Origin of the sequence: Archangium sp., from assembly GCF_036389735.1 — a bacterium.
Classification (GTDB): domain Bacteria; phylum Myxococcota; class Myxococcia; order Myxococcales; family Myxococcaceae; genus Archangium.
In genome coordinates this window covers 1-12,260 of the sequence record NZ_DASVWK010000964.1, presented here as the reverse complement: position 1 = coordinate 12,260, position 12,260 = coordinate 1, and the positions used below count along the sequence as shown (strand labels likewise).

Here is a 12,260-nt window from a genome sequence, read left to right as displayed (position 1 = left end):
GATGCATGTCCTTCTCCGGCAGGCCGGGCCCCCTGTCGGTGATGACGAGGATCGCCTCGGACCCCTCCCTCCCCATCGAGACCTCGACGGGGTATCCGGCCGCGTATTTGAATGCATTGGACAGCAGGTTGGTGACCACCTGCTCGATGCGGAGGCGATCCCACGTTCCCTCGATGGGCCCTGCATCCTGGACCAGGAGCGGACAGCCGGCCTGGGCCGCCGCCTCGCGGAGGCGCTCGGTGAGGTCCTTCACCGTGGCGATCAGCTCGAACCGCTCCGGGTGGAGGGTGAGCCGACCGGTGGAGATCCGAGAGACATCGAGCAGCGTCTCGACGAGGTCCCCCAGTCGCCCGGTGCTGCGAAGCGCGCGTCCAATCATGGTGGCGACCTTCGGTTCGAAGGAAGCCACGGTCGCCTTCACGCTCTGGAGCTGGAGCTGGAGCGCCGTGAGCGGCGTCTTCAACTCGTGCGCGGCGATGGCGAGGAACTCGTCGCGCAGCCGGACCGACTCCTGGATCTGGGCGAGTCGGAGGCGATCCTCCTCCGCCCGCTTCCGTTCGCTGAGGTCGCGAGTCACCTTCGAGAACCCCAGGAGCGTGCCGGTCGGGCCATACATCGCGGTGATGACCACGTTGGCCCAGAAGAGCGTGCCGTCCTTGCGCAGGCGCCATCCTTCATCCTCGAAGCGACCGTCCCGCCTGGTGACCTCGAGCTCCATGGCGGGCTTGTTGTTCGCCAGGTCCTCGGGTGGGTAGAAGCGCGAGAAGTGCTCGCCGACAATCTCCTTCGCCGAGTAGCCCTTGAGGCGGGCCGCTCCGTTGTTCCACGTCACCACGTGCCCGTCGGGGTCCAACATGAAGATGGCGTAGTCCTTGATGCTCGAGACCAGCAGCCGGAAGCGCTCCTCGCTGCGCCGGACCATCTCCTCGGTCTTGCGGCGCTCGGTGAGATCCCGCGTGATCTTGGCGAAGCCCCGCAGCTTGCCTTCCCCGTCGCGCACGGCGGTGATGTCCACGATCGCCCAGAAGAGGGAGCCGTCCTTGCGGACGCGCCAGCCCTCGGCTTCGACGTGGCCGTTCTCGGTGGCCTCGCGCAGCAGATCCCAGGGCTTGCCCTGGGCCAAATCCTCCTCCGTGTAGAAGCGGGTGAAGGGTTGCCCGATGATCTCCTCGGGCTGGTAGCCCTTGATGCGTTGGGCACCGGGGTTCCAGCTCCTCACCCGCCCTTCAGGGTCCAACATGAAGATGGCGTAGTCCTTGATGCTCGAGACCAGCAACCGGAAGCGCTCCTCGCTCTGCCGGAGCTGCTCCTCGGTCTTGCGGCGCTCGGTGAGATCCCGCGTGATCTTGGCGAACCCCACCAGCTTGCCCGTGGAGTCGCGCATGGGGGTGAGGACCACGCTGGCCCAGTAAAGCTCGCCGTTCTTGCGGACACGCCAGCCCTCCTCTTCGAAGCGGCCCTCGGACGTGGCGCACCGCAGCTCGCGCTCGCACTTGCCGGCGACGATCTCCGCGGGAGGGTAGAAGAGGGAGAAGTGCCGTCCCAGGATCTCCCCTGGGGTGTAGCCGTTGATCCGCTGCGCGCCCATGTTCCAGGTCTTCACATGCCCGGTGGGATCGAGCATGAAGATGGCGTAGTCCGCGATGTTGTCGAGGAGCATTTTGGCTCGCTCTTCTTGAAGTGCCGTGAAGTCCAGGACGGCCGAGGAGTTCTGGTCACGCATGTCGCCTCCCTCGGCTCTGCGCGGAGTCGAGGAGCACGCCGCAGCCACTGCGCTCAAGGCGCGGGTCGAAGATGTTGCCAGGCAGGGGGTGAGGTTCGTGCATGGTGAAGTTCTTGGCTCCGGAGCCGCCTGGAACAAGGGCCAATTCGGGGCGATGCCATGTGTACAACGGCTGCTTACGAGCTGGTGCGCCAATACGGGCATCCGCACGCGACGGCTACGTCGCTGCGGGAAGGGAGGGGAGAGCTATCCGTGAAGCTTTTTGATGTCCCAACAACGCCACGCGCGAGGCCCTTCTTCCGAATCGTACCTCGGCCAGGCGAGTGAGCGCCGCTGCTGTCGTCCGCCCTGTCGGTCGGCCAACCCTGCTGCCGGCACCGCGGAGTGTCGCCTACTCGTAGTGCTTCAGGCTCGGCCAGAGCGTGGCCAGTGGCACCTTCAGCCCCGAGCACAGGTAGAGCGGCAGGTTGTTCTCGTAGGGCATCACGTAGGGGTTGGACGCTACGCGGCCGGCGAGCTCGGCGTGCTGGCACAGCGGCTGGAGATCCTCGAAGTCCCCGCCCACCACGAGGAGGTGCTCGGGCTCCTCGCCGGGTCCCCAGAGGAAGTAGTGGTTGTGGCCCGAGCGCACCGGGGGCAGCCCCTGAGTGCGGCCGAGCCAGTCGAGCGCGCCGGCCTCGCCGTAATTCTGCGCGAAGAGGGCGGTGCGAGCCCGCGTCTCCGGGGGCAGGCGTTGGTACACCCCGGCCACCGCCGAGACGAGCTCCTCCCAGCCGTGCTGGTCCGCGTAGTGCTGGGGCAGGGCGCCATACGCGTGTTGCTCGTGACGGGGCGCTTCCAGGCCCAGGGCCCGCTGGTACGCGAGGAAGGTGTCCACGGGGAGCACGGGCAGCGTCAGTGGCGCGAGGGCGGCGAAGCCCGCCACGCCTGGGACGAGCACCAGGACGCGCCACACCGGGCGCGAGATGAGGCGCTCGGCGACCACCGCCCCCGCGGCGAACAGCATCGGGTAGGCGGGGGCCAGGTAGTAGTCCTTGGCGCGCAGGTACACGAGCAGGCCGAAGAGGAAGACGTAGGTGAGGCCGAGGGCGCGGTAGGGCCGGCCAGCGGGGGCCCACAGGAAGAAGCCGAGCCCGGTGAGGGACAGGGGCATGGAGAGCGGGTGCAACATGAAGAGCTGCCCGCGGACGAACGCACCGAGCTGGAAGGGCATGTTCTTGTAGAGCTGGCCGTTGCGAAGCAGCTCGAGCATGGGCCAGCCGTGGTGGTGCTGCCAGAGGAGGTTGGGCAGCACGAGCGCACAGGCGAGCAGCACGCCGAGGACGAGCCAGCGACTGGCCAGCAGCCGGCGCGTGGGCGTGAGGAGGACGCCGAGCCCGAGGCACGCGGCGAAGAAGCCCATGGAGTACTTGTTGAGCAGGCCCACGCCGACGAGCGCGCCCAGGACGAGCCACAGGCGGTGCCGCTCCGTCTGTATCAACAGGACGAGCAGGGCGGCACAGCCCGTCCAGAGGAGGGGCTCGAAGGAGTTCATCGTGAGGGTATGGCCCTCGAAGAGGAAGAGGGGAGCGAGCGCGGTGGGCAGGGCGGCGAGCCCCACGGCGAAGCCCCCGCCGCCGAGGCGTCGCACGAGGTAGCCGGTGAGAGCCACGAGGCCCGCGGCGGCGAGCGCGGGCAGCAGGCGGAAGCCAGTCAGGGAGTGGCCGAAGAGCGTCGTGGCCAGCCGGGTGGCCACGGCGATGAGGGGCGGCTGGTCCACGTAGCCCCAGTCGAGCCGCTGCCCGCAGGCGATGAAGTAGAGCTCGTCCCGGAAGTAGCCGTAGCGGTGGGCGAAGAGCAGGTGCAGCGCCGCCGTGGCGAGCGCGAGCCCGGGCAGGAGCAGGGGCGGGACACGGGCGGCGGTGGCGGCTTCCGGGCGCATGGGGTGGTCCTACCTGCCCTTGCGCCAGGCCGCGAGGTCCGCCTTCTTGCGCACGCCCACCTCGTCGAGCCGCTTCTGCCAGTCCCCGCGGTAGGGCCGGAGCGCCTCGACGAGGGTGCGTGCCACCACGAGGTTGCGGTACCACTTGGAGTCCGCGGGCACGATGGTCCACGGGGCCCGCTTCGTCGCCGTGCGCGAGAGGGCCTCCTCGTAGGCCACCGTGTAGTCGTCCCAGTGCTCCCGGTCCTCCCAGTCCCCGGCGTTGATCTTCCACGCCTTGCGCGGCTCCTGCTCGCGCTCGAGGAGGCGCTTCTCCTGCTCCTCTCGGCTGATGTGGAGGAAGAACTTGAGGACGATGGTGCCGTGCTCCACGAGCAGCTCCTCGAAGTCGCGGATGTGTCCGTAGCGCTCCTTCCAGAGGGACTCGGGGACCAGGTCGTGCACGCGCACGACGAGCACGTCCTCGTAGTGGGAGCGGTTGAAGATGGAGAGCTCGCCCTTGCGCGGCGCGCGGCGGTGGATGCGCCAGAGGAAGTCGTGCTCCCGCTCCTCCTCGCTGGGGACGCCGAAGGAGGTGACGTTGACGCCCCGGGGGTTGAGGAAGCCCGCCACGTGCTTGATGACCCCGTCCTTCCCGGCGGTGTCGCGGCCCTGGAGCACGATGAGCACGGCGTTCTGGCGTGCGCCCCACAGCAAATCCTGGAGGTCGAACAGCTCCTCGCCGAGGATCTCCAGCTCCTTCTTGGCCTCGTTCCGGTCCAGGCCCTTGGGCGGCGCTTCGGAGATGTCGCCCAGCCGGACCTGCTCGTTCGTCTTGTCGAAGGTGATGATGTCCATGGTCCCCTCCCTGAGAGCGGGCAGGTTCCCATGGGGACCCAGGCCTGACAACCCGTGCTCCCCTTGACACCTTAGGGGAGAGGGCGCGAGACTCCCCTCAACGTTTTAGGGGAGGGAGCCGCATGGCGGACAGCGCGTTGGAGTTGCTTCAGGGCACGTTGGACGTGCTGATTCTCAAGAGCCTGTCGTGGGGCCCGCTGCACGGGTACGCGGTGGCGGAGCTGGTGCTCGAGCGGAGCGGGCAGGAGCTGAAGGTGGAGGAGGGGGCGCTCTACCCGGCGCTGCACCGGCTGGAGAAGCGGGGCCTGCTGGAGGCGGAGTGGGGCGTGTCGGAGAACAACCGGCGGGCGAAGTTTTACCGGCTCACCTCGGCGGGCCGTGCGCACCTGCGGGCCGAGACGCAGGCGTGGAAGCGCTACGCGGCGGCCGTCACCCGCGTGTTGGAAGCGGCCTGAGGGCTCCCATGCGTGGCAACCCTGGTTTCAAACGCCTGTTGAGGCTCGTCATCCGTCCGCGCGCGGTGGAGCAGGACGTGGACGAGGAGCTGCGATTCCACCTGGAGATGCGTGCCGAGACGCTGGAGCGGCGGGGACTGTCGCCCGCCGAGGCGCGCGCGGCCGCCGAGCGCGAGTTCGGAGACGTGGCCGGCGTGCGCGAGGAGTGCGTCCGCATCGGTCACGAGAGGGAGCGGGAGATGAAGCGGAGCCGGTTGTGGGAAGCGCTGGTGCAGGACGTACGGTACGCGGTGCGCACGCTGTGGCACAGTCCGGGCTTCACGCTGGTGGCGGTGCTCACCCTGGCGTTGGGCATCGGCGCCACCACCTCCATCTTCAGCGTGGTGCGCGGCGTGCTGCTGCGGCCGCTGCCCTTCCACGAGCCGGAGCGGCTGGTGCGGATCTGGCAGGCGAGCCCCGCGCAGAGCGATCTGAAGGGCGCCGTGTCCTCGGTGGACTACCTGGACTGGAAGGCCCGCCAGCGCTCCTTCGACGACATGGGGGCCTGGTATTACGCGGAGGGGATGACGGGGGTGGACCTGAGTGGCGAGGGCGAGCCCGAGCGGCTGCCCACCACCTACGTCGAGGACGGTTTCTTCTCCACGCTCGGGGTGAATCCCCAGCTCGGGCGCACGCTCCAGGCCGACGAGCACCAACCCGGTCGCGACGCGGTGGTGGTGATCAGCCATGGCTTCTGGCAGCGGCGCTTCGGGGGCGAGCGCGCCATCCTCGGCCGCTCCCTCACGCTCGGTGGGGTGCCGCACACGGTGGTGGGCGTGATGCCCCCCGGCTTCACCTTTCCCTCCGAGCGCGTGGACGTGTGGCTCACCACGTCCCATATCGGTGAGAGCGGCATCCCTCGCGTGCGCCAGAATCGCTGGCAGTCCGTGGTGGCGCGGCTCAAGCCGGGAGTGACCCTGGAGGCGGCGCGCACGGAGATGAACGGGGTGGCCCGGCAGCTCGCGGAGGAGTACCCGGCCAGCAACTTCCAGTCCAACGCGGCCACGGTGCTCCCGCTGCACGAGGCCGTCACCGGTGATGTCCGGGTGGGGCTGCTGGTGCTGCTCGGCGCGGTGGGCTTCCTGCTGCTCATCGCCTGCGTCAACGTGGCCAACCTGCTGCTGGCCCGCTCCTCCGTGCGCGAGCGCGAGCTGGCGGTACGCGCGGCCCTGGGCGCGGGGCCCCTACGGCTGGTGGGCCAGTTGCTCACCGAGAGCCTCGTGCTGGCGGTGCTGGGCGGGGCGCTCGGCGTGGGGCTGGCGGTGTGGGGCACCGACGCGCTGGCGGCGCTCTCCTCGAAGCAGCTTCCGCGCCTCCAGGAGGTGCGCGTGGACGGAGCGGTGCTGGCCTTCGCGTCGGCGGCCACGCTCTTCACGGGAGTGCTCTTCGGGCTGTTGCCAGCGCTGCGCGCGGGCTCGCCCCAGCTTGCTCCGGTGCTCAAGGCCTCGGGGCGTGGGCTGACCGGCGGAGGTGGGGCGCGGCTGCGCGGCGCGCTGGTGGTGACCGAGGTGGCGCTCGCCGTGGTGCTGGCGGCCGGGGCGGGACTGGCCGTGCGCAGCCTGGCGTCGCTACTCTCGGTGGATCCGGGTTTCCGTCCCGAGGGCGCGGTGGTGGTGAGCTTCTCCGTGCCCGAGGCCCACCGTGGCCCGCTTCTTCCCCAGTACCTGCGCGAGGTGTTGGAGCGGGTGCGCGCGGTGCCCGGCGTGCAGGTGGCCGCCACGGCGAAGCACCTTCCCCTGGAAAACGTGGGCGAGTCGCAGCCCGTGGTGATCACCGGCCAGCCGCTGGCGAACCCCGCGGATGCGCCGCGCGCGAACTTCCTGCACGTGAGCACCGACTACTTCCGCGCCATGGGAATTCCCCTGCTGCAGGGCCGCGCCTTCGCCGACACGGACTCGGGCGAGGCTCCCTTCGTGCTCGTGGTGAGCCAGTCCTTCGCCCGCCGGTTCTTCCCCGGTGAGGACGCGGTGGGCAGGATGCTCCAGTACGGCAACAGGCAGGCACCCATCGTGGGCGTGGTGGGCGACGTGCGCCAGCGCAGCCTGTCCGAGCCCGCCGAGCCCATGGCCTACATCCACGTGCTCCACAACGGGCGCGGCCATGTCGACCTCATCGTGCGCGGCCAGGGCGGCGCCTCCCTGGGGCTCGCCACCTCGGTGCGTCAGGCCCTCTGGTCGGTGAACCCCTCCCAGTCCATCATCCGCATCACCACGCTCGAGGAAGTGGTGGGCGAGGCGGTGGCGCGCCCGAAGCTCATCGCGGCGCTGCTCGGCCTCTTCGCGGCCCTGTCCCTGGGGCTCGGCGCGGTGGGCATCTACGGCGTGCTCGCCTATACGGTGAGCCAGCGGCAGCGGGAGATTGGTGTCCGGCTGGCGCTCGGCGCGCGGCCCCCGGAGGTGCTGCGGATGGTGTTGCGCAGCGGCATGAAGCTCGCCGGCCTGGGCATCGCACTGGGCGTCCTCGGCGCGCTCGCCCTGGCACGGGTGATGGCGAGCCTCCTGTACGGCGTGACGGCGCATGACCCGCTCACCTTCGCCGCGGTGGTGGTGCTGCTGCTGGGCGTGGCGCTGGTGGCCTGCCTCGTGCCCGCCCGGCGTGCCATGCGCGTGGACCCGGCCATCACCCTGCGCGGAGAGTAGGCAGGCGCCGTCACGGCCTCGTCACACCCCTGGCGGTAGGACTCCTGTCGAAGGGCGACCCAGGGGGACTCCCGCGCCCACAACCAGGGGTGACGCATGACGAAGAACGTAGGAGCGACGAAGTTGCTGGAGGCGGCACGTGACCTGGCCCCGGTGATTGCCGCCCGGGCCGTGGAGATCGAGTCGGGGCGGCGGCTGCCGGCGGACCTGCTCGCCCAGCTCAAGCAGGCGGGCTTCTTCCGGATGTTCCTGCCCCGGAGTCACGGGGGCCTCGAGGTGGACCTGCGCACCGGCATCGAGGTCCTGGAGACGCTCGCCCGGGTGGACGGCTCCACCGGCTGGACGACGATGCTCGGCTCGGAGAGCCCGCACCTCTTCGCGCTCCTGTCGCGCGAGCGCTTCGATGCCATCTACTCGGGCGGGCCGGACGTCATCGTGGGAGGGGCCTTCAATGCCCAGGGGCAGGCCGTGGTGGAGCAGGGGGGCTATCGCGTCACCGGACGCTGGGGTTTCGCCACCGGCTGCGAGCACGCGGACTGGCTGTTCGGCAACTGCGTCGTCCTGAAGGACGGCCAGCCGCTCCCCGGGGTCACCGAGGGCACGCCGCGGATGCGGGGCATGCTCTTCCGGGCCAGTGACGTGCGCATCATCGACACCTGGAACGTGCTCGGCCTGAGGGGCACGGGCAGCCATGACATCACCGTGGAGGGCGCCTTCTGCCCCGAGGAGGACTCCTTCGACATCTTCCTCGGCCAGTCCAGCGTGCCGGGGGCGGGCTTCGTCGCGCCGCTGGCGCACTTCGTGCTCCACATGGCGGCGGTGGTGCTGGGCATCGCCCAGGGCGCGGTGGATGACCTGGTGAAGCTCGCCTCCACGGGCAAGCGGCGGCTGTATGCCCGCACCTCGCTGGCCGAGTCCCCCATCTTCCAGCTCAAGCTCGGCCACATCGACATGGACCTGCGGGCGGCCCGGGCGCTCCTGCGCGAGGCTTCCGACGAGCTCTGGGTCGCCTGCGTGAACGACCCCGCCACGGCGGCGAAGATCGCTCCGCGTCTCTCCTCCACCCTGGCCTGGGTGACGGAGACGGCGGCCGGCGTAGTGGGAACCTGCTACCAGGCGGGGGGGGCCCACTCGCTCCGGGACGGCTCACCGTTGCAGAGACGCTTCCGTGACATCCACACCTTCAGGCAGCATGCGGCTGCCGCTGAGGGGTGGTTTGGCCAGGCCGGGGCCTCACTCCTCGGGCAGCCGACGGGATTCTGGACCTGAGGGGGGCATGCGCGTCCCCAAGGGCCCTCGGCTGCTCCGCCGGGCGGCGTTGGGGGGATGACGTCGTGGCGGACTGGAGGTTGGAGGTGCTCGGGGGCGCGCGGCTTCTGGGGCTGGCCGAGCCCCTGGAGTTGCAGCGCCGGGTGGCGGCCGTGCTGGCCTGGCTCGCGCTGGAGGGGCCCACGCCCAAGTACAAGCTGGCGGGCCTGCTGTGGCCCGGCTCCGGCGAGGACACGGCGCGCAACAACATGCGCCAGCTTCTGCGCCGGCTCCGGGTTGCCATCGGGGCGGACCTGGTGCTCGGTGGAGACGTGGTCTCCCTGTCCGAGCGCGTGGCCACCGACGCGGTGGAGCTGGAGGCCCACGTCTTCGCCGGGCGGCACGCGCAGGCGCTCGCGCTCGCGGGCTCGCTGCTGGGCACCCTGGACTTCGACGACTGCCCGGAGTTCGAGGCGTGGCTGCTCCGGGCCCGCATGCAACTCGAGGCCCTGCGGCGCCGTGCCGCCAGCGCCGAGGCGGACGCCCACGAGCAGCGGGGGGACCTCGCCCGGGCGCTTCAGTTCGCCGAGCGGTTGCTCGGGTTGGATCCGCTCTCCGAGGAGGCCTACCGGCGGCTGATGCGGCTGCACTACCTGGCGGGGGACCGGATGGCGTCGCTGGGCCTCTTCGAGCGCTGCCGGAAGATGCTGCGGGAGGAGTACGACGCGGCACCCCACCCGGACACGCTCGCGCTGGTCCGGGACGTGGAGCGCGGGCTGGTGCGGCCCCTCGTCGCCGACAAACCCGGACGGAGCCTGCCACTGTCCGTGCTCCGCCCGCCGGTGCTGGTGGGCCGCGCGCGGGAGTGGGAGCAGATGGAGGAGGCGTGGCGGTCACGGCGCCTCATGCTGCTGCTGGCCGAGCCGGGCGTGGGCAAGACGCGGCTCGCGCTGGACTTCGCGGCCTCCAAGGGGCGCTACACCGTGTTCTCGGCGCGCCCTGGGGACACGGGGGTGCCGTACTCGCTGTTCGTGCGGAACGTGCGGCGGATGTTCGCCGAGCAGCCCGCGGTGCGCCGGGGCCTGGAGCCGTGGATCCGCCGGGAGCTGGCGCGCATCCTCCCCGAGTGCGCCGAGCCTGGGGAGGACTTCCTCCCGCTGCGTGACGAGGGGGACCGGGTCCGCTACCTGGACGCCCTCAGCGAGGTGTTCCGCCGCTGCACCGAGGGCCTGGCCTCCTTCGTCACCGATGACCTCCAGTTCGCCGACGCCGCCAGCCTGGAGGTGGGGGCCTATGCCCATGCCCGCTTCCACGAGACCGGCGACTTCCCCGTCATCATCGACTGCTGCCGCCTGGGCGAGCTCACCCCCGAGGCCTCCACCATCACGAAGCGGCTGGAGCAGGCGGGGTTGGCGACGTACATGTACCTGGAGCCGCTGCCGCCGGAGTCGGTGGGAGAGCTGCTGGGCAGCCTCGCCCTGCCGGGAGCCACGGCGCTGGCGGGGGAGCTGACGCGCTACACGGGCGGCAACCCGCTCTTCATCACCGAGACGCTCAAGCACCTGATGGAGTCGGGGAGTCTGGAGCGGGGGTGGCCGGAGCGGCTGCCCCCACCGGGGCGGGTGCGTCAGCTCATCCAGCAGCGCCTGGAGCGGCTGTCCTCGCTGGCGTTGCAACTGGCCCAGGTGGCGGCGCTGGCGTTGACGGAGTTCAACCTGGAGCTGGCCGGTGAGGTGCTGGAGGTGAGCCCCCTTTCCTTCGCCGAGCCGCTGCGCGAGCTGGAGGCGGCGCAGATTCTCCGGGGCGAGCGCTTCACGCACGACCTCGTGCTGGAGGCGGTGCGAGGCTCGATTCCCGCCGCGTTGAAAGCCCTGTTGCACCGACGCCTGGCGCAGCAGCTGGAGCGCAGACAGTCGGCTCCGGCCACCCTCGCGCAGCACTGGTTGGAGGGGGGCGAGTCCCGGCGTGCCGTGCCCTTCCTGCTGTCCGCGGCGCGGATGGACGAGGCCCACCTGCGCCGGGCCGAAGCGGCCACCAACTACGCGCGTGCCGCCTCGCTCCTGGAGACCGCTGGCGAGCGCGAGGAAGCGGCGCGGGTGCGGGCGCGGATTCCCCCGGTGGGCTGTTAAGCTCCCTCCATGTCCCGCCTCCACCTCTTCGAGCTCGAAGATCAGCCCTGGCTCCCCGCTGTCCTGCGTCGCGGTGTCACCGACTACCTCGCCTTCGTCGCCCAGATCTACGAGGCGCCCTACCGCGAGCTGGTGCGGCGCCTGAAGGGGGCCATGGAGGCCATGGGCGAGCGCCGCATCCTGGATCTGGCCTCGGGGGGCTCGGGGCCGGTGCGTCCCATCCTGCGCTTGCTCGAGGAGCGGGAGCACTACCCCGCCCAGGCGACGCTGAGCGACCTGTACCCGGACCTCGCCCACTTCGAGCACGTGAAGGCGGAGAGCGGTGGGCGCATCGACTTCCTCTCCACGCCGGTGGATGCCACCGCCGTTCCCGCGGAGCTGGAGGGCTTCCGGTTGATGTGCAACTCCTTCCACCACCTGCCCCCCGAGGTGGCGAGGAATGTCCTGGCCGATGCCGTCGCCAAACGCCGGGGCATCGCCATCTTCGAGCTGGTGGAGCGCTCCCCGGGGACGCTCCTCATCACGGCGCTGGCGCCCCTCAACGTCCTGCTCTCCACGCCGCTCATGCGGCCCTGGCGGCTCGACCGGTTCGTCTTCACCTACCTCCTGCCGCTCATCCCGTTCGTGGTCGTCTTCGATGGTCTCGTCTCGTGCCTGCGCGTGTACTCGGTGGAGGAGATGAAGGCCCTCACCGAGGGGCTCGGCGACGGCGACTATCAATGGGAGATCGACCGGGTGCGCGCGGGGCCCCTCCACATCCACCTGCTCATTGGCCGGCCGGTGGAGCCGCGAGCCCGGGGATAGGGACGTCAGGGCCCTGGCGGTCATGGAACTCGTCCTCTTCATCGGACTGCAGGGCTCGGGAAAGAGCAGCTTCTACCGGGAGCGCTTCGCGGCCACGCACGTCCACGTGAGCAAGGACTTGTGGCCCAACGCCCGCAAGCGCGAGGCGCGGCAGCGGAGGCTCATCGCCCAGGCGCTGGCCGAGGGGCGCCCGGTGGTGGTGGACAACACCAACCCGCGCGTGGAGGACCGAGAGCCGCTCATCGCCATCGGGCGGGAGCACGGGGCGCGGGTGGTGGGCTACGCCTTCGAGTCGGACCTGGAGGCGTGTCTCGCGCGCAACGCGAGGCGGGTGGGACGGGCGCGAGTGGGGGACAAGGCGCTCCACATCACGAGCAGGAACCTGCGGTGGCCCTCGTACGCCGAGGGCTTCGATGAATTGTTCCACGTGCGGCTCGACCCCGAGGGCGGTTTTCACGTGAGGAA

Annotated in this window: 9 protein-coding genes; 6 read left to right on the top strand and 3 right to left on the bottom strand. The window is 70.5% G+C overall.

Translation table 11 applies throughout. The features are described from left to right. The 3 genes from VF794_RS34340 to VF794_RS34330 all read right to left on the bottom strand — a co-directional run. A partial coding sequence (locus tag VF794_RS34340; RefSeq protein ID WP_331117345.1) for a PAS domain-containing sensor histidine kinase occupies positions 1 to 1,723 on the bottom strand: 1,723 nt, incomplete at its 3' end. Between the two features lie 391 nt (positions 1,724 to 2,114). Further along, complete coding sequence (locus VF794_RS34335; RefSeq protein WP_331117344.1) at positions 2,115 to 3,644, bottom strand: glycosyltransferase family 39 protein; 1,530 nt, start codon at positions 3,642 to 3,644, stop codon at positions 2,115 to 2,117. Positions 3,645 to 3,653: 9 nt separating this feature from the next. Continuing rightward, positions 3,654 to 4,481 carry a polyphosphate kinase 2 family protein gene (locus tag VF794_RS34330; RefSeq protein ID WP_331117343.1) on the bottom strand — a complete coding sequence of 276 codons (828 nt, stop codon included), beginning with the start codon at positions 4,479 to 4,481 and terminating at the stop codon, positions 3,654 to 3,656. A 122-nt stretch (positions 4,482 to 4,603) separates the two neighbouring features. Between VF794_RS34330 and VF794_RS34325 the strand changes: the two genes are divergently transcribed. From VF794_RS34325 to VF794_RS34300, 6 genes are all read left to right on the top strand, one after another. After that, complete coding sequence (locus VF794_RS34325) at positions 4,604 to 4,936, top strand: PadR family transcriptional regulator (protein ID WP_331117342.1); 333 nt, start codon at positions 4,604 to 4,606, stop codon at positions 4,934 to 4,936. An 8-nt stretch (positions 4,937 to 4,944) separates the two neighbouring features. Further along, positions 4,945 to 7,614, top strand: coding sequence for an ABC transporter permease (locus tag VF794_RS34320; RefSeq protein WP_331117341.1), 2,670 nt, complete (start codon positions 4,945 to 4,947; stop codon positions 7,612 to 7,614). Positions 7,615 to 7,710: 96 nt separating this feature from the next. Continuing rightward, complete coding sequence (locus VF794_RS34315) at positions 7,711 to 8,883, top strand: acyl-CoA dehydrogenase family protein (protein ID WP_331117340.1); 1,173 nt, start codon at positions 7,711 to 7,713, stop codon at positions 8,881 to 8,883. Between the two features lie 65 nt (positions 8,884 to 8,948). Further along, a complete protein-coding gene (locus VF794_RS34310; protein WP_331117339.1) occupies positions 8,949 to 10,991 on the top strand; it encodes a BTAD domain-containing putative transcriptional regulator in 2,043 nt (680 codons plus the stop codon). Between the two features lie 9 nt (positions 10,992 to 11,000). Then, complete coding sequence (locus tag VF794_RS34305; protein ID WP_331117338.1) at positions 11,001 to 11,795, top strand: hypothetical protein; 795 nt, start codon at positions 11,001 to 11,003, stop codon at positions 11,793 to 11,795. 22 nt (positions 11,796 to 11,817) lie between these two features. Beyond that, the coding region (locus tag VF794_RS34300; RefSeq protein ID WP_331117337.1) for an ATP-binding protein at positions 11,818 to 12,260 on the top strand (443 nt) is incomplete at its 3' end.